Annotated in this window: 24 protein-coding genes and 2 pseudogenes; 8 read left to right on the top strand and 18 right to left on the bottom strand. The window is 54.6% G+C overall.

What is annotated here, in order from left to right:
* Positions 1-124: 124 nt before the first annotated feature.
* From C438_RS00570 to C438_RS18695, 3 genes are all read right to left on the bottom strand, one after another.
* Complete coding sequence (locus C438_RS00570) at positions 125-409, bottom strand: ribbon-helix-helix domain-containing protein (protein WP_049917617.1); 285 nt, start codon at positions 407-409, stop codon at positions 125-127.
* Between the two features lie 177 nt (positions 410-586).
* Positions 587-982: a type II toxin-antitoxin system VapC family toxin gene (locus C438_RS00565; RefSeq protein ID WP_004967258.1), complete on the bottom strand. Its 396-nt coding sequence runs from the start codon at positions 980-982 to the stop codon at positions 587-589.
* Complete coding sequence (locus C438_RS18695; RefSeq protein ID WP_083899894.1) at positions 979-1,179, bottom strand: DUF7557 family protein; 201 nt, start codon at positions 1,177-1,179, stop codon at positions 979-981. Before C438_RS18695 ends, C438_RS00565 begins: the two co-directional genes overlap by 4 nt.
* Before the next feature lie 476 nt (positions 1,180-1,655).
* Here C438_RS18695 and C438_RS00560 point away from each other — a divergent pair.
* A pseudogene (locus tag C438_RS00560) lies at positions 1,656-2,233 on the top strand (NAD-dependent epimerase/dehydratase family protein); the annotation flags it as partial.
* Positions 2,234-2,273: 40 nt separating this feature from the next.
* On the opposite strand, the gene C438_RS00555 reads toward C438_RS00560, so the two are convergent.
* Both C438_RS00555 and C438_RS00550 read right to left on the bottom strand, forming a co-directional pair.
* Positions 2,274-2,684 (bottom strand): putative toxin-antitoxin system toxin component, PIN family, encoded by a 411-nt coding sequence (locus C438_RS00555; protein ID WP_004967257.1) that lies wholly within the window; start codon positions 2,682-2,684, stop codon positions 2,274-2,276.
* Complete coding sequence (locus C438_RS00550) at positions 2,681-2,941, bottom strand: AbrB/MazE/SpoVT family DNA-binding domain-containing protein (protein WP_004062838.1); 261 nt, start codon at positions 2,939-2,941, stop codon at positions 2,681-2,683. Before C438_RS00550 ends, C438_RS00555 begins: the two co-directional genes overlap by 4 nt.
* 94 nt (positions 2,942-3,035) lie before the next feature.
* Between C438_RS00550 and C438_RS00545 the strand changes: the two are divergent.
* Positions 3,036-3,155: pseudogene (locus tag C438_RS00545) on the top strand (UDP-glucose 4-epimerase); the annotation flags it as partial.
* Positions 3,156-3,230: 75 nt separating this feature from the next.
* On the opposite strand, the gene C438_RS00540 reads toward C438_RS00545, so the two are convergent.
* From C438_RS00540 to C438_RS00530, 4 genes are all read right to left on the bottom strand, one after another.
* Positions 3,231-3,698, bottom strand: a complete 468-nt coding sequence (locus tag C438_RS00540; RefSeq protein ID WP_004967256.1) for a hypothetical protein — start codon at positions 3,696-3,698, stop codon at positions 3,231-3,233.
* Positions 3,691-3,975, bottom strand: a complete 285-nt coding sequence (locus tag C438_RS18690) for an AbrB/MazE/SpoVT family DNA-binding domain-containing protein (RefSeq protein ID WP_004967255.1) — start codon at positions 3,973-3,975, stop codon at positions 3,691-3,693. The genes C438_RS00540 and C438_RS18690 overlap by 8 nt, the downstream gene beginning before the upstream one ends.
* 373 nt (positions 3,976-4,348) lie before the next feature.
* Positions 4,349-4,753 carry a winged helix-turn-helix transcriptional regulator gene (locus tag C438_RS00535; RefSeq protein ID WP_049917615.1) on the bottom strand — a complete coding sequence of 135 codons (405 nt, stop codon included), beginning with the start codon at positions 4,751-4,753 and terminating at the stop codon, positions 4,349-4,351.
* 219 nt (positions 4,754-4,972) lie between these two features.
* Entirely contained in the window at positions 4,973-5,311 is a 339-nt protein-coding gene (locus C438_RS00530; RefSeq protein ID WP_239640617.1) for a hypothetical protein, read from the bottom strand.
* Positions 5,312-5,698: 387 nt separating this feature from the next.
* On the opposite strand from C438_RS00530, the gene C438_RS00525 reads away from it, so the two are divergent.
* Complete coding sequence (locus C438_RS00525) at positions 5,699-6,838, top strand: acyl-CoA dehydrogenase family protein (protein ID WP_004967252.1); 1,140 nt, start codon at positions 5,699-5,701, stop codon at positions 6,836-6,838.
* A 205-nt stretch (positions 6,839-7,043) separates the two neighbouring features.
* Positions 7,044-7,766 carry a helix-turn-helix domain-containing protein gene (locus C438_RS00520; RefSeq protein ID WP_004967251.1) on the top strand — a complete coding sequence of 241 codons (723 nt, stop codon included), beginning with the start codon at positions 7,044-7,046 and terminating at the stop codon, positions 7,764-7,766.
* 332 nt (positions 7,767-8,098) lie between these two features.
* On the opposite strand, the gene C438_RS00515 is transcribed toward C438_RS00520, so the two are convergent.
* Complete coding sequence (locus tag C438_RS00515; protein ID WP_004967250.1) at positions 8,099-8,743, bottom strand: hypothetical protein; 645 nt, start codon at positions 8,741-8,743, stop codon at positions 8,099-8,101.
* A gap of 292 nt (positions 8,744-9,035) precedes the next feature.
* On the opposite strand from C438_RS00515, the gene C438_RS18680 reads away from it, so the two are divergent.
* The 3 genes from C438_RS18680 (at position 9,036) to C438_RS18665 (ending at position 14,866) form a co-directional block, all read left to right on the top strand.
* Positions 9,036-9,263: a MarR family transcriptional regulator gene (locus C438_RS18680; RefSeq protein WP_004967249.1), complete on the top strand. Its 228-nt coding sequence runs from the start codon at positions 9,036-9,038 to the stop codon at positions 9,261-9,263.
* A gap of 2,956 nt (positions 9,264-12,219) precedes the next feature.
* On the top strand, positions 12,220-13,449 hold the full coding sequence (locus tag C438_RS00505) for a Cdc6/Cdc18 family protein (protein WP_049917614.1): 1,230 nt from the start codon (positions 12,220-12,222) through the stop codon (positions 13,447-13,449).
* 1,084 nt (positions 13,450-14,533) lie between these two features.
* Positions 14,534-14,866, top strand: coding sequence for a DUF5789 family protein (locus C438_RS18665; RefSeq protein WP_083899904.1), 333 nt, complete (start codon positions 14,534-14,536; stop codon positions 14,864-14,866).
* Positions 14,867-15,121: 255 nt separating this feature from the next.
* Here C438_RS18665 and C438_RS00500 read toward each other — a convergent pair whose 3' ends face one another.
* The 3 genes from C438_RS00500 to C438_RS00490 all read right to left on the bottom strand — a co-directional run bounded on the left by C438_RS00500 (position 15,122) and on the right by C438_RS00490 (position 17,364).
* Positions 15,122-15,622, bottom strand: coding sequence for a metal-dependent hydrolase (locus C438_RS00500; RefSeq protein WP_004967246.1), 501 nt, complete (start codon positions 15,620-15,622; stop codon positions 15,122-15,124).
* A complete protein-coding gene (locus C438_RS00495; protein ID WP_049917613.1) occupies positions 15,615-16,145 on the bottom strand; it encodes a hypothetical protein in 531 nt (176 codons plus the stop codon). The genes C438_RS00500 and C438_RS00495 overlap by 8 nt, the downstream gene beginning before the upstream one ends.
* Positions 16,146-16,215: 70 nt before the next feature.
* Entirely contained in the window at positions 16,216-17,364 is a 1,149-nt protein-coding gene (locus C438_RS00490) for a glycosyltransferase family 4 protein (RefSeq protein WP_004967244.1), read from the bottom strand.
* Positions 17,365-17,503: 139 nt separating this feature from the next.
* Between C438_RS00490 and glmM the strand changes: the two genes are divergently transcribed.
* On the top strand, positions 17,504-18,829 hold the full coding sequence (gene glmM, locus C438_RS00485) for a phosphoglucosamine mutase (RefSeq protein ID WP_049917612.1): 1,326 nt from the start codon (positions 17,504-17,506) through the stop codon (positions 18,827-18,829).
* Between the two features lie 291 nt (positions 18,830-19,120).
* Here glmM and glmU (C438_RS00480) read toward each other — a convergent pair whose 3' ends face one another.
* The 5 genes from glmU (C438_RS00480) to glmU (C438_RS00465) form a co-directional block, all read right to left on the bottom strand.
* Positions 19,121-20,317, bottom strand: a complete 1,197-nt coding sequence (gene glmU, locus C438_RS00480; RefSeq protein WP_004967242.1) for a bifunctional sugar-1-phosphate nucleotidylyltransferase/acetyltransferase — start codon at positions 20,315-20,317, stop codon at positions 19,121-19,123.
* A 119-nt stretch (positions 20,318-20,436) separates the two neighbouring features.
* Complete coding sequence (locus tag C438_RS18660; protein WP_004967241.1) at positions 20,437-20,928, bottom strand: metal-dependent hydrolase; 492 nt, start codon at positions 20,926-20,928, stop codon at positions 20,437-20,439.
* Positions 20,921-21,430: a hypothetical protein gene (locus tag C438_RS00475; RefSeq protein ID WP_004967240.1), complete on the bottom strand. Its 510-nt coding sequence runs from the start codon at positions 21,428-21,430 to the stop codon at positions 20,921-20,923. The genes C438_RS18660 and C438_RS00475 overlap by 8 nt, the downstream gene beginning before the upstream one ends.
* 70 nt (positions 21,431-21,500) lie before the next feature.
* Positions 21,501-23,300, bottom strand: coding sequence for a glutamine--fructose-6-phosphate transaminase (isomerizing) (gene glmS / locus C438_RS00470; protein ID WP_049917611.1), 1,800 nt, complete (start codon positions 23,298-23,300; stop codon positions 21,501-21,503).
* A gap of 198 nt (positions 23,301-23,498) precedes the next feature.
* A complete protein-coding gene (gene glmU / locus C438_RS00465) occupies positions 23,499-24,662 on the bottom strand; it encodes a bifunctional sugar-1-phosphate nucleotidylyltransferase/acetyltransferase (protein WP_083899891.1) in 1,164 nt (387 codons plus the stop codon).
* Positions 24,663-24,891 lie beyond the last annotated feature (229 nt).

Genomic DNA, 24,891 nt, shown 5'->3' with positions numbered 1-24,891 from the left:
TTGTGGGTGCACGGATATCTGAGCGCCACCCGTTATTTTGTGCACGTCGGGCTGCATACAGGTCGCGTCTCGGTCAGCATCGACTCACTCTGTTGGAATCCGCTTTTCAATCGCAACAAGAGACTCACTCATCGCTGTCCGTTCCGAACTGCTCGCGAGCTTCGTCGGCACTCATCGTCCGCCGATCACGGATGTCCCCTTCTGCTTGGAGGAGTGCGATGAGTTCATCGCGGTCGAACGTCGGGAATTCAATCGCATCTCGGAGGGTGTAGCGAATGAATTCACTTCGGCTGTTGAACCCACGCCCCTGCCATGTGCTATCAATTTCGTTGAGAAATGACTGTGTGACTTTGAAATTCACTGTGACAATTTCGTCATCACCGTTTGAGTTCGTAGTTGCTCCAGACATACGTTGGTATTACGCACGTCTTACCAAATCAATTTCGGCAAATTGGGCTCGCTTGAACCCCCCTCGTTACCTCGGCAATACTTCTTCACACGGTGACTGAGTGTATTTGTCTTGTTAGCCGAACTCGTTCACGCCCACGGCCGTATAGCGAGTCGAATCACCCTGATACCCACTTAGCTAATACGGTCCAAATCTCCGGATAGAGAGGAGTTCACCGAGGCCTTCTGTATCGAAGTCAGCGTCGGAGACGACCAGTTCCTTCCCTTCAGATCGGGCCGTCGCTGCAATCATGAAATCACGTGGCGACATGGGGGTGCCAGATTCGAGAAGGCGGTTCTGCGTCCGTGCAGCTTCGAACGCGACGTCTTCGGAGAAGTCAAGAGCAGTGACCCTCCCGAAGTTTTTACGCGCCCCGATGAGGTCTGTCTCACCCGCTGAAAACACCTCTCCAGCGAGAACTTCATAGATACAGATGCTGGACGTGACCAACGTCGGTTGTTCATCGACAAACTCCACGATTTCCTCAACACCATCGAGGTAATCGATGATAACCAACAAATCGAGAATGGTCACCGCTGGAAGCTCTCTCGGGAACGTTTGATTGCCTCGCGCGCCGGTTCGGCTTTGTCAGTTCCGTTCCACGCACCAGCCGTCATTCCCGAACCCTGGTTCGCCAACCGGTCAAGGAACTCATCCCAACTTTCATTTTCACGCTTTAACCGCGCCAGTTTCGCCTTTGTCTCGTCAGAGACGCGGATTGATGTGCTCATGTGCATACGTTGTGTATGCGGGTGAATGTAGTTTGAGGGAGCCGCCACTGTTGGATTGCGACGGTAACCAGCTGGCGGCCTCGCCGTCACGTCTCACCCAACTGTGTATGACGCCGTCTCTGAACGACTGTCGTAGCGAGGGACGCAAATTCGTGTGCGGCTACTCAGCTACACCCTCGAAGACACCGTTTTGCATGTGTTTTTTCTCTATCAGAGAACCCGCTTAATACAGCCGACGCCAAGTCACGCTTGTCTGGGTCTTCTAGTTAAACACTTGCAAAACACTGTGTGGGTGTCGTATAAAGAACCAGAACACACGGATCAGTTTGGATGGTGGTGTGCTCTACTTCGACAGCAAGTATGGACACAGATACGTGTGCTATTCACTCGATGGCGAGCGTATACATACGATATTCACCACCCGCTGTCTGGGTCACACAGTTCTGTGGAGTTCCACGACATGACGGTCCTTGACGACGACCTCTTCGATCTACGGGTCGCGGACGGAACCGTCGCCCAAGGATATGCCGGTCGAACCCGGATGGGCTACGAAGCGTCGAAACTGGCGCGGGAGCGCTACACGGAGTACTTCCACCACTACGACATGCAACTCGCAGGGATGCGTTTCTTCTCGGTGTACCAGGGCTTCGGCGGTGCAGAAGAACACAAAGGCGAGGTCGCGAATACAGTCGCGCAGTTCACCGACCAGATTGCGAACGGCGAGTCGCCCGAACTGTTCAGTGATGGGTCATAAACTCGGGACTTCACCCACGTCGATGATATCGTTCGGGGGTTCAGACTCACCGCAGACGAAAGACTCTAGGGTATCTACAACCTCGGAACTGCCGAGAGCTACTCGTTCAACGAGACGGTCGAGATGATCAACGAGGTGCTTGGGACGGACATCGAGCCTGAGTATGTGGAAAACCTCTTCGAGGTGTACGTCCACGACACGAAGGCGGACTACTCGAAGATCCACGAAGCGACAGGGAGGGAGCCTGAAGTTTCGTTCGAGGAGGGAGTCGCGCGGGTTTGTGGGCCGTATCTCGACTGACGACGGCACTTGCGGTTGTGTTTCAACCGGGCGTTTTGGTTCACGCTTCGAGGTGTTCGTAGAACGTGCGTGGGTCAACAATCGAAATCCCTCTGAACGAATCGAGTGTCAGAAGGTGGTTATCACCTGAGACGACGTAGTCGACGTTTCCAGCGACAGCAGCCTCGAGAAATTTGTCGTCGTCTGGATCGTCTGCAACTGCGCGAATCTCTTCTTGGGGGTCAACAAACTCGGCAAAGTACCGGATGGTTTCGACTTCTTGTTGTACCTCGTCTTCATTTAGGTGAAATCGGTCTGGGTACTTGAGGAGCGTCTCTCGGAACTCGGTGAGTGTGTCAACCGAAACGACGAGTTCGTATTCGCCTTCGAATCCTTTGACAACGATGTCGTGAGGAACGCCGGTCGCGATAACGCTCGAAATCAGGACGTTCGTATCGAGGACGGCCTTCATTCGTCAGTTCGGGCATCATGTACGAGTTGGTTGATCTCGTCCATCGAGAGTTCGTCTTCGCTGGCACGCTTTTCAACACGCCGCTGGAACTCCGTGACTGACGGCAACTCGATTTTCTTCAGTACGAGTCCAAAATCGGTCGGAACGACCATCAGTTTCGTCCCCTTTTCGAGACCGAACTGCTTGCGGAGACGGCTTGGAATCGTGATCTGTCCTTTCGACGTTACCGTGGTCACCTCGGGATCATCTGTGCTCATGTTGGGTCTACGTAAGAATTCCTTACCCAGTAGGGTGAACCTTTCGGTCGTGTTGGAGCGCCGAGTCAACTCCGTGTCGGTGGTTCCTTCCGTCGAAGTGTCCGTCCACGACACGAAGGCGGACTACTCGAAGATACACGAGGCGACTGGCTGGGAGCCCGAGGTTTCGTTCGAAGAAGGTGTCGAGCGGGTTTGTGAGCCGTATCTCGACTGACGGAAGCGTTCGTGGTTCGGCTGGGCGGTTTTGCGTTTGATTTTCGAGGTGGTCAGAGACGGTTTTTTCTGGGAGTCAGTTTCCAAGAAACCGGTTCAGTTCGGTAAATTCGTCGGGTGAGAGAATCACCTCAGTATCGAACACATCAAATCGTTCGAAGTCATCATCAATCGTCAACACAGTATTCACCCCTTGGTCAATCGCCACCCGAGCATAGTACCCGTCCCATCCACCAACGTTTGCATCACTCGCCTGAGAGAGCCCACCCCGAACTACGTCTTCGGGCATCTCGTCGTACCAATGGATTCGTTGTGCATCCATGAAATTCTGTAGGAGCTGAGATGCGTCTGTGTTTGAGCGCCCGTAGTACGTTGTCAAGACGGTGTGTGCTCCGAATACCGCAGGATACGGAACAACAGCATCGATGTCGCCAACGATGGCGTCTCGGACATATGAGAGCGCAGTATCACGAACCGGGGCATCGGTATGTGCGAGGGCAATCACACCGACATCAAACAGATAGGGACCACCAGCGTCACTCATCGCAGTGTTTCTCCGCTCCCTTTCGAACCGCATCTCTGTGCTTCTGGGCAATTGGGTCGGCCCCTTCGATACGCGGCGTCGTCTCTTCTCGCTTCGAAGACGTTTCCTCAATGAGTTGCTCCATGCGGGCGAGAATTTCGCCGGGGTCGTCTCTCGGTTCAACAACTGCTTTCCCGTCTTCTTCGTGGATGTCTACTTCTGTGCCGGGCGCAATACCGAGACGCTCTCGTACATCCTTTGGGAGGACGACTCGCCCTTTTGAGTCTACCTTGGTCATATTCCCACATAGAGTGGGAATAGACGTATTCGTTTTGGTCAGAGCACTCCGTTCGGCGCGCCTTCGAATTCGAAGCACTCGTTCACGCGCAGTCGCTGGTGGTCTGCGTGCCGAGTCTTCCAGAACGTTCGTACCGAGGACGGCCTTCAGTCGTCAGTTCGGGCGTCGTGTACGAGTTGAGTAATCTCGTCCATCAAGCATTCGCGTTCGCTGGCACGTTTTTTTACACGCTGCTGGAACTCCGTGACTGGCGGCAACCCGATTTTCATTAGTACGAGTCCGAAATCGGTCGGCACGATCAGCAAGTTTCGTCCTCTCTCAAGATCGAACTACTGGCGGGGACGGCCTGGAATCGTAATCTGTCTGTTCGACGTTACTCATCTACTTCGGCTTCCAGCTCTGCGAGTTCTGCATCGAGTTCCTCGTCAGTGCGACCGCCTCCGATTTGTTTGTCGGGTTCTTCGGGAGTGGCGTCCGCATCGCGGTGGTGACCGAACAGTCGATTGACTTGGTTGAGGCTGGAGACGTACCGCCGGATGTCGTCTCGTTCGCTCAGCGCGTAGTAGTAGCCGTCATCCGTTTTTCCGATGTAGTCGTCGTCGTAGAGACGCTTGAGTGTAGTCGTAGCGGTCCCTCGAGGGATGTCAAGTGCTTCCTTGAGCTCCTGGGGGGAGTATCCCCACTCAGAATTTTGGTACAGGTACGCCACGAGATCTGATTTCGTGGTCCCTGGCCGAAGACTGAGTTCAGCGTCGTGATGTTTGAGGAGCACCGGCATTATGTACCCGAATGTAGTCGATTGTGTCATAAAGACGTTTCGGTCAGTTCTCAGGTTGTATCCATCTCCGCCTTAGCGTACTGTCCTCGACAAAAGTGGTTCAATACTGTTACTACTCTCAATTGAAAATAAACCCTCTACAGTAAGCGATTCGAACGGCCAGAAGGGAGTCCCGATCGTTCGATTCTCTGTGGTGTCTTGACGCGTGACTTCGACTGCTCACCTCACCCCACGTCGGTCCGTGGAGTACGCATACAAATAGGTACACACGAGAATCGCCGCGCCAAGGCCGACCATATTCTGGAGTAGGTCTGTGACCGTCACGACGAACATAAGCGAGAACACGCCGTAACACCCGAGGCCGCCAAACAGACACATGGTGAAGCGCTTTCGAACCCAGTACAGCTCGTGCTCGCGTTCTTGTGGGTGGCCATCGACCACCGGCCAGTACGACCCCGCGATGAAGCCGACGGCGATTGCACACACGAACAGCAACAACAGCGTTTGTCCACTCCAACGCAGGAGCTCACTTGGCGTCCAGTGAGTGACTGCACTCACGGCGAGGACCGACGCACTTCCGACCGTTGGAGACGCGATGGAGGCAATACCGGCACCCTGACAGGCGGCCATGAATCGAGTGAGCGGGTCTGGACGCGTGGGACCGTACGATTCGACCGACATCGTAAGCGAATCCACTCGTGGCTCACAGTTGGATATTTCGGCAGGCAGTCGTCGTTGCCAGAGGATGGCCAATCAATACTACTCGGCTCTGTTGAAATCCTCAGTACTAACAGCTTGCTGCGGCCGTGCTGAATACAGGTCGCAAGTCGGTCACAGAGTTGGATGAAAACTCGTTTAGTATAGAAAATCATCTTGATGGGTATCTCCAGATAGCCTGCTATAGCAGGTTCCACATTTACTCGGTTAGGTGCATACCCATGATATATGAGGTTCGGCCTGACGGAGAATCAACGGGAGTTTCGAGATGAGGTTCGGGAGTTTACAAAAACGGAAATCGAACCAAAGGCGAGAGACCTCGACCGAAAGGAGGAGTACCCGAGCACGATTTTCGACGAACTCGGCGAACGTCGTTTGACGGGCGTGACGCTTCCGGAAGAATACGGGGGCCGGGGCGAAGGCCTCGTCGAACTCGCGTTGATGATCGAAGAGCTATCGGCTGGACTCATGTCCGTGGCAAGTGCCATCGGACTCCACATCGGAGTTGCGACAGTCGTCGAGCGCTTCGGAACCAAGGCGCAGCGCGAGGACTTCCTTCCAGAGATGGTGTCCTTCGACACTGTCGGCGCACTCGGCTTGAGTGAGGCGAACGCGGGGTGTAATAAATTGGAGATGGAGACTACCGCTGAACGTAACGAGGATGAGTGGGTACTCAACGGCCACAAACAGTGGGTGACGAACTTCTTTGACGCTGACTACGTCCTTACGTACGCGAAAACTGGCCCCGAGGAGGACGCCCCACACAACATCAGCGCGTTTCTCGTACCAACCGATGATTTCGAAATCGAGACAGTATGGGAGACACTGGGCGCGAACAGCGTCAAATCCCCGCGCGTCTCCCTCTCGAACGTTCGCGTTCCCGATGACCGACTCGTCGGCGAGGAGGGCGAGGGCTACGTTCAGCGTGGAGAGATACATACGGGTGTGAACGTCCCAGCTCGCGGTATCGGTATCGCCCGCGCTGCCCTCGAAGATACGGTGGCCTACACGAGCGCACGTAAGCAGTACGGCCAGCACATCAGCAACTTCCAAGGTGTAGGATGGGAGGTCGGGAAGATGGCTGAACGAGTCGATACCGCCCGGTTACTCACCCTCCGCGCGGCCGACCGTGCCGAACGTGGATACGACGTCACACGCGAGTTCAGCATGGCGAAAATCAACGCCACACAGGCCGCCGTGGACAACGCAAACGACGCGATTCAACTCCACGGTGGTATCGGCTACACGACTGAGCACCATGTCGAGCGGTATCTGCGCGACGCGAAACTCCTCACGATTGCCGGTGGCCCGAACGAAGGTCACAAGAACACGCTTGCTGAGGCCATCTTCGAGCGACATGATAACTGACCAAGAGGCTCTGTTGAAGTCCTCTCGCTGTCTTGCGATTTGTTGAGAGACTAGCTTTCACTGTGATCCACGGAAACTAGCCAGAAAGAGCGCTCTCTCCAATGTCAACGCTGAAGGATTTCAACAGAGCCGACCAAGAGGGTCGTCGGCTGTCTGCCCCGGCTCACAGAACCGTTATCGGGCTATAGGGATATTCGATATTACGATGTCTCCCGAGCGGTCTGACGAAGCACTTCAGGTGTCTCTTGATCTCTGGTACCCAGAATGCTGGGAAATCAAAATCACGGAGCGTCTCGACGTCGGGATTCTCGGTTATGGGATTTACATGACTGGCGGCGAGGTTGCGACGCTTTTCACTATCTACGCGAACAATCACGAATCGGTTACCGAGGGTATCGAAGCTATTCGTGCGTCTGAACACGTTCGTTCTGTCTCCCAGATGGCGACTGGTTTCCGACAGGCATCGATTCCAAAGCCCGGAAATGCAACGCGCGAACTCCTCGTTGTTCACGATGGGCGAAAGCAGATTAGTCAGCCACTCACTTCTCGTGGATTCGTGTGTACGGGGCCGATTGATATTCGAGATGGGAGGGAGTATTGGAGTCTCGTAACGAACCACGACCGGGAGACGGCTCGAATCAAGCTTGATGAAGTTCGTGAGCAGATGAGTGCGGAGATTCATGTGCGGAGTATGAAACAGCAGAATCGGGGAGATGCGCCAACCACACTGCCAGTGGATCAGTTCACGAAGCGTCAGTTAGAGGTATTTCAACTCGCTCGTGAGATGGGGTACTACGAGTATCCGAAGGAAACGTCGGCCGGCGAATTAGCGGATGAATTGGGGATTACCACTTCGACCCTCCACGAACACCTTCACAAAGTGGAGGCGATTTTATTAGGGAGAGACGGCCTGACGTGGCTCGAATAGTGTCCTTCGAAATTTGTGTTCGCAACCCTACGTAACAGTCATTTTCGCTCACGAGGCTATGAAACGAACGACACCCACGTGCTAAATCCACCCTCTGTCTGTGTCACACAGGTTCTATCAGGCTCTACGGCATTCAACAGAGCCTACTAATCACACCTGTTGTGATTTGTCTCGATGGACTCACCACCACAAACTCGTTTTATTCACTCACACTACCGTTGTCCACAAAGGGGCTTTCTCCAGTGCTGCTGCTAGAACGAGCGTCTGTACCCGCAGTGGGTGTCGACGACTTGTGGCGTGCGTCCGATTATCGTTCGCTGATCACACGCTCGCTAGCGCCACCCCATCACAACGTCCGTGATCCCACTTCCACCCGCGGACGCAGGTGACGTCTCTGCGAGTTCTGAGACGGCGTGTTCAGAGAAGATGACGCGTTTCGTCCCGCGGCGTTTCACGATCTTCACGCCTTCTTTGCCAAGGTCATCGAGAAAGTCCATGACGCGAGTGACGGTTTGGGTATGGGGTGTTCGGCCTTCCTTTGCGTGGAGGACGGTCCTGATAGTACTCGAATCGAGTGCGAAGCCTGCGGGGACGTTCGTAGCGTACTCCCTGATGTCTTTGGCGATGAAGCGAGCGCGTTTTTGATTGGCAGTGAGTTTTGAGAGCGCTTTCGAGGGGAGTCGAATGAGTTGTTGGAGTGGGGAGGTTGGGGTGGTGGATTCGTCGGTGGGGGTATCCTCGGATTCCACGGCGTAGAGGCGCTGTTGAAGGTGCTTGCGGTGGTCGGTTGCTGCGTCAAGTTGGGCTTCGAGGTCTTGGGTGTGAGTGTTGTATTGGGAGAGTTCCTCGCGTTGGGACGCGATTGTCTGTGCTTGGGCGTCGAGTGTCTCTTCGAGTTGTTGGGTGTCGGTTTCGAGTTCGTCGACGCGATCTTCGAGTTCGTCGATCCGGGCGGCGAGGTCCTCGATGGAGGTCATTCGTGTCCCTCCGTACGGGGTGGCTGTGCGACGAGACCTTTTTGCGTGGGTGGTGTGTTCGAAGACATGCGGTTGGGGTTAGACCGCACCGGATCCGTGTCTTCAGCACGGGTCCTTTCTGAGAGGACTTGGAAATCCGATGAGTCGTTACGCTAGTGAATTCAGTCCAGCTACTTCAATTTGGTCACTAATTGATGCCTGTAATCTACATTATGGTGACTAATATCTAATATATCGATTCTGTTAACAGGATGTTCTGAATTGAGTCTGTATGCGAAAACGGGGTGACTGGATGAAGCCGACTGACGACCAGATTCTAGAGATATTGGGTGATTCCGGTCTCGTATTAACGCCTACTGTTGTCGCATTCAATGCTGGATTTGATCGGTCCCACGTGAACCGACGCTTATCAGAATTCGTCGAGAAGGGGCTTGTAGATCGCGTTGAGAGGGGGAAATACGAGATTAGCGAAACCGGACGTGGCTATCTATCTGGGGATGTCGACGCATCCGAGCTGTAGTAACTGATCTCTTCTCACTCTTCTCGCGGATCACTCACGAATTCGAAGAGTCGCGTAGGCTCATGAATGAGTTTCACATAGCCACGAGCTTCGAGCACTTCGAGGCGATTATACACACTATTTCGTGAGTACCCAGTCTCGTCGACGAGATAGCCTTTGGTCGCAATTCCCCACGGACTATCCCCATCGCGTCCTCGCTTGAGTACGTCGAGAATTGCTTTGTCCGTCCCAGTGAGATCTGAGGCGCTCATAGTTGCTACTAGACCACTATGTGCTATAAAGAATGGCATTACTAATATGCAATCTGACTTGGCATTGTGCATAGTATTAAGTGATCGAAGAACGTAGGTAGAACTGAGAAGCACTGGATTCGCCTTTTGTAGAAAGGCCACGTGCTAGAACACGTGACCGGTGGCTTCTCAGATCAGAGTAAGCCAATGTCAACTACGCACACCGCGGCACAAGAGCGTACCGTATCGCTAGCCGACCACCTTATCAACGCCCTCGCACGCTCGTTTACCCTTGGTATCGACACTGAGGGCTGTACACATCACTACTACCGCCGGGCCGACGCCGTCGTCGTTTTTGACGGCCGAACTCTCGATCACTACCAGGCGCTTGATGGCCGGCCCCTCACTGAGTGGAAGGCGTTCGTCTCTCAAAAACGTGGGTGGGCCTCGATGGGCCAACTTGCACCCCTCGGGCTTCGAGTGGATTCTGAGCGGAAGGAGACCCCTCGCGTATGAGTGCCCACGAAGAGTTGCGAATGCACCTCGCTCAAGCGCTGACGCGAACGACCGAACCCGACGTACAGGCGCATCTGAACGCCGCGTTGGAGTCCTGTCAGGAGTTGCCGACGACGCTCGTGGCGTGTCCTGCGTGTGGCACGGTGGGGCTGCCAGAGCGGATTGAGATACACGACTGTCGACGTGGATAAATCGAGTCTCAAACGTTATCAGAGCAAACCTATATTTAACGCAGAGCTACCAACTTATTGAGTATTATTGATATAGTATATTTCAGTTCGAATCCTGAAAACGAGTGTACCAACGGTGGTGAAGTAGAGACAACCGCATAGACTGCTATGATCTGTCGACACAACGGTTTCTGATAGACGATTCTCTTCTAGAAATACTGTCGATTGACACGTCACCGACACGATGGCTCACATACTGCTCAACGGCTGAATAGGTAGAGGTAGACACATCAAACCACTATTTTCCCGTCTCTCCAACCCAAATGCTGAACAATATACCTAGTCAACAGATACAACAGTATGAAAACTGACTGTTCCCATTTTTAGACAGTAATCACTCACTTTTGGTCATGACGGAAGATCCACACAACACACTACGTGGCCACCAGAATTCCAAAAATCAACCATGGCTGTGTCCGACTCGTGGTGTCCCAGTGAGTGTCGGAAACTACGAACCGGTGTACCGGACATATGGATGTTATATCTCCCTTCTCTGTTGTCTATGCGGCCCCGTTACTGTTCGGCGTGATCCGATCGACGATGTGGTCACAACGATGCCACGGACACAATCTCTAACTAAATGGACGTTCGACACCGCTAGTTGTGTTCTCAGTACCTCCACTGTGGTCCGGCGTGTCCCTCCAAACACCTCCCTTTCGCATCGGCGTGCGCGAAACGCATGTGACTGGGCTCGTGGTGCTCGTCGGCCTCATCTTCGGCGGGATATATCTGTACACTCGCTGGCGTCAGTTTCTTCGATAGACACAGCGACGGACAGCGTTGCACCTTCCCGACGAACAATACTAACGTCGAACTGACGGCCGAGTCAGAGAGTACAGTTCGTATGCTCTCCTTGATGCCATCTTGCGTTTCCAACTACGAACGAAAGCATGCGAAATGCACTCTATCCCGTCCCGCTTAGGCCATCGCGTTCTGCGTGAGTACACTTCGTATGCTTTCCACGTCGGTGCCTGTCGTTTTTAAACACAGACTCGAGCATACGAACTGGACTTTGTTTTTCTCGCGATGACGACTACGTCTGGATTTTGTCCGTCATCGAACTGAAACTCAAGTGAGAGAGTGTATTTCGTATGCTATCGTCTGTACCGTCTTGCGGTTTCAACCAAGAAAGAAAGCATACGAAACGTACTCTGACTCGCCCGTCTTCGGTCATCTCTGCTGAGTGAGAGAGTACAGTTCGCATGCTTTCCTCAATATGAAGCGTTCTACGAGGGGGGAGGGTGTGGAGTTTTGAATGTATCGCGTTGTACAGGTCACTGCAGATGCGATGACGACATGACGGTTCCTCGGGGAGTACCGTTTCGAATGTATCTCCACGACTTCGAGTGTATCTGATCTCGTGTCCTTCGCATCGGCCTCGGAGTCTCTGTTGCCGATTTCGTGTGTACCACTTCCTGAGACGCATCTAAACAGATGAAGTTGTGGGGGTCAGATTTTTGTCCCGGATTCTCAGAACGATTTCTTTGCAGTCTATTTCCTTCGTTTCGGGTATACGAACTGGTTCAGTTTACAGTTTGGTTGTCTCCCCCCATCGCTTCATGTGTTCTTGTGGTTCGTCTCTACCTACAGCAGCGCTGCACTACCACCGGGATCTCCGTCTCGAACTGGCTTCGACTCGAAGATATTGGCATCTTGAACCCCTGTATGGCTGCTAAACAGATGAAGTGGTGGGGGTAGAACGATTACCAAATCCTCTCGGCTACCTGAACAGCCATGACCAACAATGTTGGAGACTCTCCCACCCCACCACTTCATCTGTTCTGATTATCTGCACTGTTTCTGTGTGGTTTGGGGCTCGATAGTTCGGGTGGTCGCTGGCTCTTAACCATCATTGTCAGTCGTAGACAGATCACACAGCATAGAACAGATGAAGTCACGGAGTTCCTCACTTATATATTTATAGAACAGATGAAACAGATGAAACGGTGGATATATGTGGTATAGGGGTCTGCGATACATATGGGATCTTTCGAGTTCTCGCAATCAAATCAGATCTTCAAAAATCGGGATGTGCTACGTGAGGATTATACCCCCGAAGAACTCGTCGGCCGGGATGAAGAACTGAGTGAGTATCATTCCGCTCTCCAGCCGGTAATCAACAACGAACTCCCTTCAAACATCTTTCTATACGGTAAGTCCGGTGTCGGGAAAACAGCCGCAACACGATTCTTACTGGATCGACTCCGAGACGCCGCTCGGTCGATTCAACACCTCGACTTGCACGCGGTACGGGTCAACTGTGACGGGCTCAACACGAGCTATCAAGTCGCTGTAACGATCATTAACTGTCTGCGTAGTCCGGAAGACCAGATTCCAATGACTGGTTATCCCCAGTCGAAGGTGTACCAGTTCCTGTGGGAAGAACTCGATCAGTACGGGACCATCCTCATCATCCTTGACGAGGTCGACCACGTCAACGACGACTCACTTCTGTATCAAATTCCGCGCGCACGAGACAACGGTTACGTCACGTCAGCGAAGATCGGGCTGATCGGTATTTCGAACGATCTGTCGTACCGAGAAGGGCTTTCGGCAAAGGTCCAGTCGAGTCTGTGCGAAAAAGAGGTCTATTTCCCACCGTACGATGCGGGAGAACTCCGCAAAGTGCTCGAACAACGGACCCAAGTCGCCTTCCGTGATGACGCTCTCTCGGAAGATGTCATCCCGCTTTGTGCCGCCTATGGTGCGAAGGATTCGGGCGACGCTCGACAGGCGATTAATCTCCTCTTGGAGGCGGGGGATATCGCACGGAACGAGAACGCGCCACAGGTAACGAAACCGCACGTCGACCAAGCCAAACGAAAGCTCGAATCCGACCAAATCACGACTGGCGTGTCGAAACTCACAGAGCACGCCCGACTGACGCTGTACGCGCTTACGACGTTCGCCGCAGACGGTGAGACGCCAGTCACTTCACCGACAATCCGCGAACGCTATCTCGCACTCTGCAGTTCGAGTGGCATCGACCCGCTTTCACATCGACAGATGCAAAGCCATCTCTCCGAGTTGAAAATGATGGGTGTCATTACGGGCAAAGAGCGGAATCTGGGTCGTCGTGGCGGGAAGAAGGTGCTGTACGGACTCAACTACGACCTCGGGTTAATTACGGAAACCCTCGCCGACACAATCGATGAAATCGGCGTCCACCGCTCGATTCAATCGTTCGCCAAGAACTCCTCGGAGCAGTAGCCCACAGAACAGATGAAGTGACGGGGTGTGGGTGGTCATGGCTCTGTTCTGTCTCTCGAAAAACAGATGTAGTGGTGGAGTACCCCCGGTCCTCAACTGCTGTCTCACGCGACGTCTGCCTTCATACCCGAAACCGGTGTTTGTTCGTCTCGTCTGCTTCTGCGATCGACGCCTGACTCCCATAGCCCACCGAGTGGGCTGTCTCCACGGACGTTTATGACTCGGAAGCACACGACTGTGTATCAGCTCGACTCAGGTCTCTCAGCGGATTCCATCTGCTCTGAAAGACAGTACTTTGTGTGTTTTTCCCTGACTGCATTGGCTTCGATTGGTCGACGAGTCACCCCATGTCGACATTGAAAGAACAGATGAAGTCATGGGGGGAGGAGGTTCGACCTCCTCGATTATAGTAGCGTTTGCAACTGGTTACACATCCAATCGCACGGTAGCATGCGATTGAGTGTGCATTGACTTGCAAACGCTACTGTAGTTCTCGACTGCGGTGTTCACTGGCTAGTTAGCGACGCGGCCCCCGCTCGTACTGTTCGGCGTGGTCCGTTCGACGACGCGAGCGCGACGATACGATGGACACAACCACTAACTCAATTGACGCTCGATACTGCTAGCTGTGCCCGCGATCTCTCTCCTGTGGTCTGGGGTGGCCCTCCAAACACCTCCCTTCCGTATTGGTGTGCCCGAAACGGACGTGACTGGACTCGTGGTGCTCGTCGGCCTCATCTTCGGCGGGATGTATCTGTACACTCGCTGGCGTCAGTTTCTTCGGCAGACACAGCGACGGACAGCGTTGCACCCTCCCGACGAACAATACTAACGTCGAACTGACGGCCGAGTCAGAGAGTACAGTTCGTATGCTCTCCTCGATGCCGTCTTGCGTTTCCAACTACGAACGAAAGCATGCGAAATGCACTCTATCCCGTCCCGCTTAGGCCATCGCGTTCTACGTTAGAGAGTACATTTCGTATGCTTTCCGCGTGTGTGTCGTGCGTTTTTTGCGTACAATGGGTGAATATATCCACCAATGAGCACCCACACGGTTATCCGAATGGGTCTCCTAGTAGAAAGGATGGCAGATAACAAACAGGGCCGAGACGAGCAAGTGAATAATGAAGAGCGACGCCAGCAAGAGCGGATGCAAGAGGAGGCACTTGACCGCGCCGATGAAAATGAGCCGGTACGCGGCAACCCTGACGAGCGGCTTGGTGACCTAAATAACGCGCTCGAAACGCATAACTACCCAACCACAACTGACGAATTGGTTGATGCCTATGGCAATTATGAGGTCAAAACTCAAAACGGACAGAAATCTCTTGAAGAAGTGTTTTCTTCATCCGATACTAAAACATACGACTCTGCCGACGACGTTCGAAGCGAGATATTGAAACTCACACCTCGCTAATAAATACAGTCCAGCACCTCAGTCTCACTAGGACCGAACGATAGGTTCCCGTCCTGTAGTAACCGTGACTGGGACAGAATATCTCACTTGCTGAGGATTTCAGAGCCGTAGCAGACGAACTGTACTCTCACACTCGATGGTATCGTGTGTGTCAACCCAATTCGTGGGTCGGTGTGGGTAATCTAGGCTGGCCGGTTGCCTGGGTGTGAAGGTTAACTGGAGGGCGATACAACAGGAGCAGACGAAGCGACTGAATTACGAACGGCCTTGATCTGTCTTAACTCGGGTAACACCGTAGGCGACGAGTGCAACTATCCCGAGGACGAGCGCCGGTTCGAAATCAGTACTCAGGTACAAGCCTGGAGTCGGCGGGTGGATGCGAGTAACCGGCCAAAGGAGTGGGTACGACAACCCGGTCGGTTTCAACAGGAAGGCGTCCGCGATGAGGTGCGACGCAGCACCTACTGAAAGGAGCGTGAAGACACGGCGGCGCTCTGTCTCAGAGACAAGAAGAACACCAATGAGGACCGAACACAGTGCTGCGCCTGCTGTGTGAAGGCCGATCCAATCAAACGGAATGCCAAGCAATTGCTCGACTCGAGCGCTCGGGATCAGTAACCTGACCTTGGTCATGTCGGGGATGAACGCCCCAGCCATCGCGGCAGTGACGTATGGACGCGTGATCCACTCGTAGCGCCACGAGGCGACCGTGGCAATCGTGTATGCGAGAAGAGCGTGTGCGAGCAAGTCAGGCATCGTGGTCCTCCGTGTGTTTAGGTCGGGAGATGATGTCACGAATTCGGAGTGGTGCCTCCCGCGGCACGAGCGACCACGTCTCGTCGAGACGCCACGACCGAATAATCCTCCCAAGCACCCACAGGCCAGCGAGGAACGAAACGGCGTACATGTACAGATAGTTCCCCGGCGGGACGGTGTAGGCGTTCAACGAACTGAGTTCCCGATCCGGTTCGACGACGCCGTATACTGAGAGAGTATCGCCCTGTTGTGCATCGACAGCAGCGTTGCTGACGCGAAGGCGGACCTGTTCACCAGCTCCGTACTCGGCGCTGATCGTGAGTGGGTCAGTATCGATGACGGTGCCCGTGAGACTCACCTGGTCGCCCACCCATGCGTCGTAGTCCGTTCCCAACTCTTCCGACCCAGGATATGCGCCCGCCTCTGGGGCAGGAGCGAGTGACCCAAACCAAACCATGAGTCCGAACAGACACCCCAGTAAGACGAGGATACCAACAATACGCCGACGTGGAGAATTGGGCATTGGATGTTACTTTGGAGGGTGGCCGATAAGTGTTCACGACTGTGGTTCGCCCCCAAGTTCACCTCGGCAGTTACCAGCTGCCGTTAACTGCCCGGCGATACGCCGCTTCAGCCTGGTCGGTGACGCTATCCCAATCATACTGTTCAGCGCGTTTCGTGGGTTCCGTCGGTGGTCGTTCACCCGCAAGTGCTCGGTCTAATGAGTCTGCGACTGAATCGACGGTTGGTTCGGCGAGATACCCCGCGTCGCCGATGACCTCACTCGCCGCAGATTCGGGATGCTGAACGCCGATAACGGTACAGTCGGCGGCCATCGCTTCGGCGTAGGTGATGCCGAATCCTTCTCTCGTACTGGGAGAGGCGAACACGTCCGCGGCGCGCATCTGCCCCAACACGTCCTCGTACTCGTCGAGGAAGCCCAGCAGACTCACCCGGTCGGCGTGATCCAACGCGTTCGCCTGTTGTTTGAGACGGTCGACCTCCGGGCCATCACCAACGATGCCGAGGGTGACGTCGTCGTAGTCGTCGGCCACGCGGTCGAAGGCGTCGAGGAGGGTGGAGACGTTCTTGTCGGCGATGAGTCGCCCGGCGAACAGCACGTCGAACGAGTCGCCCTCGTCGGGACGCGGCGCGTTTCGAATCTGGTCGACGTCGATGCCGTTCGGGACGACTTCGATAGTGTCTCTGTCCCGGCCGATATCGGCGAGGCGGTCGGCGGTGATACCCGAGACGGCGATAGGGTGTTGGGGGACTCTAACGGTGAGGTGTTCGGTGAACTTCCCGAAGGGGGCGAGCACGCCGAGGTAGTCGTCCCAGTAGTCGCCCCACACTTCGTGCCAGGTCGTGACGACGGGCACGTCGGTCCCGAGGGCGGCGAGCTTCGAGGAGAGCACAGGGAAGTACGGAAAGACGGAGGCGACGACGAGGTCGTGATTCTCGTTGTGGAGTCGTTTGGCGAGTGGGTAGGCGAGACGGGCGGCGAAATCGAGCGCTTCGGTGATCGAGCGACGGTCGTCGGTGTAGAGTTCTGTTTCGGGGGCGACTGCACGGAGGGTGACGCCCTCGTGGGTCGTCTCTTTCGGGCCGTCCCAGAAGTGGCGGCCGTAGATGGTCACGTCGTGGCCGTTCTGTGAGAGTCGGGTGGCGATTTCGTGAATACGCTTTTCTGCGCCACCAGTGATGTAGGGATAAACGACGTTCGAGACGAAGGTGAGGTTCATGTTCTGGTTTGCACACACATTCAATGACATCAACTTGAACGCACCGAATGATCCTACATTCTCAGTCACAACCTAGTTATTAAAATGAACATGATCTGAGAGACGAAGCGTTCATTGCGAAATATGTGAATCTGTCTGTATGTTCGGAACGAGTGGGGTTCGAGGTCGATTCGGAGACACCATCACTCCTGAGTTCGCCGCATCGCTCGGGCACGCGCTTGCCGCCTGTAACTACGGCCGTATTGTCATCGGTCGCGACGCACGGACAACGAGTCCGCTCCTCGCAGACGCCGCGAGTTCGGCACTTCGTGGGGCAGGTGTCGATGTCATCCGTGCTGGCCGTGTCGCAACACCGACGCTTGCGCGCGGTGTGTCGGTGACTGACGCCGACGCGGGCCTGATGGTCACCGCCTCACACAATCCACCGGCAGATAACGGATTCAAACTCTGGTCGCCGTCGGGACAAGCATTCAACGAACCACGTCGTGACGCAATTGAGGGCGCACTTGAAGCAGATGACGAGATTACCGCTTCGTGGGACTCTGTTGGCAACGAAACGACCGTCTCAGACCTTACAGAATCTCACGTCAGTCAATTATGTGACGCAGTCGATATCGATGGCGATGTCTCTGTTGTCGTCGACATTGGAAACGGGATGGGTGGTGCAACCGTTGACGCGCTACTGGAGATGGGCTGTGATGTTCAGACGCTTAATGCAACGCCAGACGGTCGGTTCCCCGGACGGCCAAGTGAACCGACAGCAGAGACGTGTGCAACGTTGTGTTCCGTCGTTGAAGCAACTGGTGCTGACCTCGGAATCGCCCACGATGGTGATGCAGACCGAATGATGGCAGTTGACGAAACGGGGTCGTTCGTTGAGGGCGACGAACTACTCGCACTCTTCGGCCGTGATGTGGTTTCTGCTGGTGAGCGTGTCGCTGCCCCACTGAATACGAGTCTCCTCGTCGACGACGTGCTTGAGTCACAGGGTGCATCGCTCACGCGGACGAAAGTGGGTGATGTGTTCGTCGCCGAAGCGACACAGGACAATGACGTAGTCTTCGGCGGTGAACCGAGTGGTGCGTGGATCTGGCCCGACGAAACGCTGTGTCCCGATGGCCCGCTTGCGGCGTGTAAACTTGTCGAACTCGTTGAACAACGTGGCTCGCTTGCAACCCAGCGTTCCGAGCTCACGTCGTATCCGCTTCGTCGGACAGACCTCGAAGTTGACCAGAAGCACGGTATAATGGAAGCCGTCCGCTCGTCACTGCTCGAACAGTACGATTCGACGGCGGTCTCCACGCTTGACGGCGTTCGCGTCGAGCACGACGATGGTTGGATCCTCGTCCGTGCGAGCGGCACACAGCCATTGATTCGGCTCACGTCCGAGGCGCGATCTGAAAAGCAGGCTGATGCGTTACTTGAGACTGCACGTGACGTCGTTGAGAAGACCGAAAGAGAGTAGCCCTTTCATAGTTAGTTCGCTTCGTTTAGTCGTCATTCTTGGTCTCGTGACTATTTTTAATTGAATCATTGCACATGCAAGCGTAATTCCCAGTAACGGTTATCTACCGGACCTTCGTACCGAGCGCTATGGAAAGCGACGATTTCGAAGACACTCAGGAATCAGAGAGTGATGACGAACACACGGTTGAAGACGAAGTTGGTGAGCTATCGGTCGAAACGACCGAGAAAGTCGTTCATGTGAGTTACATCAGTGAGGCCGAAGCCCGCTGTGGGGCAACGAGCGCTGGCATTAATTCCGGTTCTCTTCTAAGACAACCTCACCAGGTTTCGTTCGAGCACCACTCGCGAGCTTGACGCCTACGTTCAAGCTGGTTTGAATCCCCGTCTTCACATCATCACCGCAAACGACACCGAACTTTCGGCGTCCGGTTGTCGTCTCTTCACCTTTGACCTGGACACGCACAGATTCGTCGTCGTGACGGAGGTTCGCAACTGTAGTGTTCGCGCCGAAATTCACATCACGACCGAGAATACTGTCGCCGACATACGAGAGATGACCAACCGTCGCCCCGTCCATGAGAATACTGTTTTTGACTTCGACGCTATGGCCGACTGTTGCGTTCCGAGCGATGAGCGTGTGCCCACGGACGTACGCGTTCGGGCCAACGGTTGCACCCTCGCGGATAAGCGCCGGGCCTTCGATTACCACGCCCGCGTCGACAGTCGCCCCTTCCTCAACGACGACATTTCCGCGAATGTTGGCATCCTCATGTATCTCGCCGTCAAGCGACCGGCTGACTCCCTCAAGTTTCCATTCGTTTGCCTCGAGGAGCTCCCACGGACGGCCGACGTCTAACCAGCGCTCGAACGGTACCGCAGAGACAGTCGTTTCAGTACAAGCACGTTCGAGTACGTCCGTGAGTTCGAGTTCGCCGCGTTCACTTTCGCCGACTTCGAGCCATGACTGGGCCGCAGCCGGGAACACGTACGCCCCCGTGTTAATGAGGTTCGATGGTGGGTCTGCCGGCTTTTCGATGACACCTGTTGCGCGGGTATCGTCCTCGTCGGTGTAGAGGACGCCGTACTGCGTGGGATCATCGACTCGATACGACCCGACTGCGGGTGCATTTTCGAAGAGCTGTGTGAGAGAGGCTTCATCGTAGAGGGCGTCACCATTCAGGACGGCAAACGGCCCGTCGTCAAGCTGTGGTTCGGCGGCTCGGACTGCATCTGCAGTTCCGCGTTGTTCGGACTGGACTGCGTAGTCGACGGGAACACCAGCGTACTCGTCTCCGAAGTACTCGCGTACGGCTTCGGATTCGTAGCCGACGACGATGATGAGACGGCTTGCGCCTGCGTTGACGGCTGTCGTTGCAGTATGGGCTGCAAGTGGCTTGTCGACGACAGGAAGCATCGGCTTGGCACGCTGCTCAGTTAGCGGACGCATCCGCGTTCCTTGGCCGGCGGCAAGGAGGATTGTCTGCATGGGTAGTACTCTGAAAGTTGAACGAAAATAGTTGTGACTCTCAGTTGAAAATCAGTCACGGCGAAGACTGAACCAGACGGCAGGTCACAGACAGACAGTCGTTACGACTCAACAGAGACCTAGGTGGGTGCCAGACGTTTATCGACGCTCCAAACGACGGCTGCGACAATGCTCAACACGACTGCAGGCCAGATATCCGTGCTCAGGTAGAGCCCAGGAGTTGGTGGATACACACGAGAGAGTGGCCACAGGAGTGGATAGGAGAGCCCAGTCGGTTTGCGGAGAAGCGCATCTGCGAGAAGATGCGAACTCGCACCAAGGCTCAGCAGTAACCCAACACGACGGCGCTCGTGCTGGCTGATGAGGACCACCCCAATCAGTACAGAACAAACGACGGCACCGAGGGTGTGGAGCCCGAACCAGTCAAACGGCATTCCGATGAGTTGTGCAACTCGTGCGCTCGGGATAACGAGTGCTGCTTTCGCCATATCGGGAATGAACGCGCTAGCCATCGCAGCCGTCACATAGGGGCGAGTAATCCAGTCGTATCGCCACGACGCAATCGTCGCGAGACTATAGGCGATGAGCGCATGTGAAAGCAGATCAGGCATCGTCGCCTCGTGTCATGGAATTTTCATCGTCAGGAATGAGTGCCCATGTGTCCCAATCGAAACGCCAGGTTCGGATAAGTCGAGCAAGTACCCAGAGGCCGCCGCCAAATGAAACGAGATACATGTAGAGATACTGCCCTCCCGGAACGGCGTAGGCGTGTTCAACGAGGATCGTCCGGTCGGGTTTCACCGTCCCGAAGAGTGTAACATGGTCTCCGTGGGACGCTGTGAGTTGTGAGTCTTCGTCTACAAGACGGAGTTCTATCACCTCGCCAGCACCGTACTCAACGACAATTGTCAGCGGTTCCACCTCGATGACTGTCCCACCAACAGCGACCGGCTCGTCGAGGTACGCGTCATAGTTTGCCCCGAGTTCGTCATCACCCGGATATGCACCGACTGCAGGGTTCGGTGCAAGTGAGCCGAACCAGACCAATAACCCACCGAGACACAGGAGCAGCACGACGACACCAGCAACCCTCTGACCTCGTGTGGTGAGCATTAACGAGGGCTACACAAAGCGAAGCATAAGGTGTATCGAAAGAGAAGCAACTGGTGTCGTAGTTCGGTAGCTACCCCACAGTCACCGATTTCGCCAAATTCCGCGGTTTGTCGATTGGACGACCCATCTCGTTGGCGACGTGATAGGCGAACAGCTGGAGTGCGACATTCGCAACAAGCGGTTCGAGTCGACCCAGTTCAGGGATGTCGATCGTGTGCTTGCAGAACGACTCGTCAGCACCGTCGGTCGCCAGACCGATAACGGGGGCACCCCGAGATTCAACTTCTTTGACGTTATTCCGCGTCTCCTCGGGAGCGGCACTCTGGTTCAAGAACGCGAGGACAGGCGTATTTTCTGTGACGAGTGCGAGCGGGCCGTGTTTCAACTCACCCGCAGCGAATCCCTCTGCGTGGGCGTACGAGATCTCTTTGAGTTTCAGGGCGCTCTCGAGTGCGACCGGTTGTGCAAGTCCGCGGCCGATGAAGAAGAACGCCTTACTATCGCTGTACTGTGCGGCCAAGCGCCGAATCTGTGCTTCTTCATCGAGAATCGCCTGGACAGCACTCGGGAGTTGCCGAATATCTTCGAGGATGTCTGCGCCTTCATCGGCGGAAATCGTCCCCCGGAGCCGGCCGAGATACGTTGCGAACAACGCGAGTGCAGTTACTTGCGAGACAAACGTCTTCGTCGCTGCGACACCAATCTCCGGCCCAGCCTTGATAAACAGCGAGTCGTCGACTTCACGGGTAATCGTACTACCGACAGTGTTGGTCACCGCGAACGTCGTCATTCCCGATGCCTTTGCACGTCGAATTGCCGAGAGCGTATCTGCTGTCTCACCAGACTGCGTGACTGCGACGACAAGCGTATCCTGGGTGTTGTGGCCATCGTAGACCTCGTACTCACTCGCAAGATCGACACGAACCGAAATATCGACCAGCGGTTCGATCAATTCCTTTGCGTAGAGACCAGCGTGGTACGACGTTCCGCACGCAGCGATGTGGATTTCATCAATCGTCTGGAGAAAGCCGTCGTCGAGGTCGATGTTGAGCGATGCGTTACCAGCGAGATCATCGACACGACCTGAAATTGCTTGCCGGAGCGCAGTCGGCTGCTCATGAATCTCCTTGTGCATGTAGTGGTCATGACCAGCTTTCCCAGCGGCAGATGCGTCCCAGTCAACAGTCTGGACCTCACGAGTGACGCGCTCGCCATCATTGAAGATCTCGATATCGTCGTCGTAGAGATGGGCTACGTCGCCGTCTTCGAGGAACGATACCTGGCGAGTGTACTCGACGAATGCCGTGACGTCGCTTCCGAGGTACATCCCTTCGTCGCCGTGTCCGATGACGAGCGGACTGTCTTGGCGTGCTGCGACGATTCCTTCGTAGTCAGCGTGCGTTGCAGCAATCGCGAAGCTGCCTTCGAGACGGTCAAGCGCTCGCATCACCGCTGCACGAAGATCTGCACCATCAGCGATTGCCTCTTCGATGAGATGTGGAATGACTTCTGTATCGGTTTCACTCTCGAAGATGTGGCCATTGAGTTCTTCTTTGAGTTCGTGGTAGTTGGCGAGAATTCCATTGTGGACGACTGCAACATCCCCACTACAATCGGTATGTGGGTGGGCGTTTGCGTCAGTCGGCTCGCCGTGGGTCGACCAACGAGTGTGACCGATGCCGTGTGTTGCGTCTGCGTTCGACGGGATCGTCAACCCATCAATCGTCCCCTCTTGTTTGTGGACGGTGACGTCGTCACCAATGAGGGCAATCCCTGCGGAGTCGTACCCACGGTATTCTAGATTCTTCAATCCTGCAGAGAGAACTGATGCGCTCTCGTTGTCGCCGATGTAGCCGGTGATTCCGCACATTGTGGACGTATTCTCCCCTTTGGTGCTGAGGTAGCTAGCGGTAGCCTTCCCGCTAGCAGTTCACTCACCAAGTCGGTTGATACTGTCATTTCAGAATGAAACTATTTAGTGTTATTGGAGCGACTAATTCGAACCTGAATATACATCTAGATTATACAATGCGCGGTTGGTAAACAGTCGTATGCCTGTTTTATCTAGCTACCCTCGGAAGACGTGTGCGTTCTCCGGAATGCGACCAGTTAGTGTTGAGCCACTTTCGACAGAGACGTTGTTTCCGATAATCGTCCCCGGTTCGATTGTCACATTCCCAGCGGTTTCAACGTTGTCACCGACAAGACCACCGAATTTCACATCTGTATACAGTTCGTCGTCAACGCGGACATCAGTTCGACCACCTTCGATCGAATTCAGCGGGCCGATGGTCGTTCCCGAACCAATAATGCAGTCAGAGATGACTGACCCGGGTTCAATGACCGCGTCTTCGAAGATGATCGCATTCGTAATGACGGTATTCGCGCCAATCGTCACGTTGTCCCCGATCACGACATCTCGAAAGATCCGTGCACCGGGTTGGATACGGGAGTGTTCGCCAACGACAACAGGGTCACCGAGGGTTGCGCCTTTGCTTACAACTGCTGGGTCGGCGATTACTGAGTCGGTTTGAGCGAGAATACCACTGTTGACGGACAAGAGGTCCCATGGTCGTGAGAGTTCAAGCCACATCCCGTCGTAGTGAACCGCGTGAAGTAGGTGGTCGTCAATGAACTCTCTGAGCGTGTCAGTCAGTTTGAGCTCACCGTAGTGGTTAGTTCGGCGGATGGCTGCGAAGATATCCGGGCCAAACGCGTAGACCCCTACGTTGACGAGATTCGACTGGATCTCGTGTTCCTTCGGTTTCTCTTTGATGTCGATAACACGGTTGCCCTCAATCATGACCGCCCCGTATTGGGTCGGGTCTTCAACTTCGGTGATTGCGAGACACGCTTGGCCGTTCGTTTGATGACGTTCAATCAGTCGTTTTATGAGGTCTGGTTCGACGATTCGATCTCCGTTGATGACGATGCATTCGCCGCTGACGACATGTTCTGCTTCGAGGAGTGCGTCTCCGGTCCCTCGTGGATTTTCTTGGACAACGTATTGGATGTTGACTCCCCAGTCACCACCATTTTTAAAGTGACTCTGGATCCGCTCTCGTTTGTGGCCGACGACGAGGACGATGTCGTTGATTCCCGTCGCCGCGACCGATTCGATGATGTGTTGTAAAAGTGGTTTCCCGCCGATAGGGAGCATTCCCTTGGGTCGCGTCGCTGTAAGTGGGTCAAGCCGGACTCCCTCTCCGGCGGCCAGAATCACGGCCTTCATAACTCCCCGTTCAGACTCGACTTATATCAACCCCAGTACTTGCACGACACGCCATTTTCTTCTACATGATTATAACGTGTATAGTATGAGATGGATGAAGGTAATATCCGGGTTTTGACCCACGGTAGGTCTTCATGAGCCTATTTAGATTTCACGTTGAATATCTCGGCATAGCCGACATATTCTTTACAGATGATGTAGAGTTACGAGATAACGTGAACTACCCTCA

It is taken from the genome of Haloferax denitrificans ATCC 35960, from assembly GCF_000337795.1.
GTDB classification, from domain to species: Archaea; Halobacteriota; Halobacteria; order Halobacteriales; family Haloferacaceae; genus Haloferax; species Haloferax denitrificans.
The sequence above is the reverse complement of the archived record's forward strand: the minus strand, read 5'-3'. Positions and strand labels throughout refer to the sequence as shown.

Excerpts from the sequence above, each read along its gene's own strand:
- C438_RS00500 (WP_004967246.1), bottom strand. The coding sequence starts at position 15,622 with ATGCCTGACTTGCTCGCACACGCTCTTCTCGCATACACGATTGCCACG.
- glmM (WP_049917612.1), top strand. The coding sequence starts at position 17,504 with ATGTTCGGAACGAGTGGGGTTCGAGGTCGATTCGGAGACACCATCACT.
- C438_RS00550 (WP_004062838.1), bottom strand. The coding sequence starts at position 2,941 with ATGAGCACAGATGATCCCGAGGTGACCACGGTAACGTCGAAAGGACAG.
- C438_RS00540 (WP_004967256.1), bottom strand. The coding sequence starts at position 3,698 with ATGAGTGACGCTGGTGGTCCCTATCTGTTTGATGTCGGTGTGATTGCC.
- C438_RS00555 (WP_004967257.1), bottom strand. The coding sequence starts at position 2,684 with ATGAAGGCCGTCCTCGATACGAACGTCCTGATTTCGAGCGTTATCGCG.
- C438_RS00495 (WP_049917613.1), bottom strand. The coding sequence starts at position 16,145 with ATGCCCAATTCTCCACGTCGGCGTATTGTTGGTATCCTCGTCTTACTG.
- C438_RS00525 (WP_004967252.1), top strand. The coding sequence starts at position 5,699 with ATGAGGTTCGGCCTGACGGAGAATCAACGGGAGTTTCGAGATGAGGTT.
- C438_RS00505 (WP_049917614.1), top strand. The coding sequence starts at position 12,220 with ATGGGATCTTTCGAGTTCTCGCAATCAAATCAGATCTTCAAAAATCGG.
- glmU (WP_004967242.1), bottom strand. The coding sequence starts at position 20,317 with ATGCAGACAATCCTCCTTGCCGCCGGCCAAGGAACGCGGATGCGTCCG.
- C438_RS00490 (WP_004967244.1), bottom strand. The coding sequence starts at position 17,364 with ATGAACCTCACCTTCGTCTCGAACGTCGTTTATCCCTACATCACTGGT.
- C438_RS00475 (WP_004967240.1), bottom strand. The coding sequence starts at position 21,430 with ATGCTCACCACACGAGGTCAGAGGGTTGCTGGTGTCGTCGTGCTGCTC.
- glmS (WP_049917611.1), bottom strand. The coding sequence starts at position 23,300 with ATGTGCGGAATCACCGGCTACATCGGCGACAACGAGAGCGCATCAGTT.
- C438_RS00520 (WP_004967251.1), top strand. The coding sequence starts at position 7,044 with ATGTCTCCCGAGCGGTCTGACGAAGCACTTCAGGTGTCTCTTGATCTC.
- C438_RS18695 (WP_083899894.1), bottom strand. The coding sequence starts at position 1,179 with ATGAGCACATCAATCCGCGTCTCTGACGAGACAAAGGCGAAACTGGCG.
- C438_RS18690 (WP_004967255.1), bottom strand. The coding sequence starts at position 3,975 with ATGACCAAGGTAGACTCAAAAGGGCGAGTCGTCCTCCCAAAGGATGTA.
- C438_RS00570 (WP_049917617.1), bottom strand. The coding sequence starts at position 409 with ATGTCTGGAGCAACTACGAACTCAAACGGTGATGACGAAATTGTCACA.
- glmU (WP_083899891.1), bottom strand. The coding sequence starts at position 24,662 with ATGAAGGCCGTGATTCTGGCCGCCGGAGAGGGAGTCCGGCTTGACCCA.
- C438_RS18665 (WP_083899904.1), top strand. The coding sequence starts at position 14,534 with ATGGCAGATAACAAACAGGGCCGAGACGAGCAAGTGAATAATGAAGAG.
- C438_RS00515 (WP_004967250.1), bottom strand. The coding sequence starts at position 8,743 with ATGACCTCCATCGAGGACCTCGCCGCCCGGATCGACGAACTCGAAGAT.
- C438_RS00535 (WP_049917615.1), bottom strand. The coding sequence starts at position 4,753 with ATGCCGGTGCTCCTCAAACATCACGACGCTGAACTCAGTCTTCGGCCA.
- C438_RS18660 (WP_004967241.1), bottom strand. The coding sequence starts at position 20,928 with ATGCCTGATCTGCTTTCACATGCGCTCATCGCCTATAGTCTCGCGACG.
- C438_RS18680 (WP_004967249.1), top strand. The coding sequence starts at position 9,036 with ATGAAGCCGACTGACGACCAGATTCTAGAGATATTGGGTGATTCCGGT.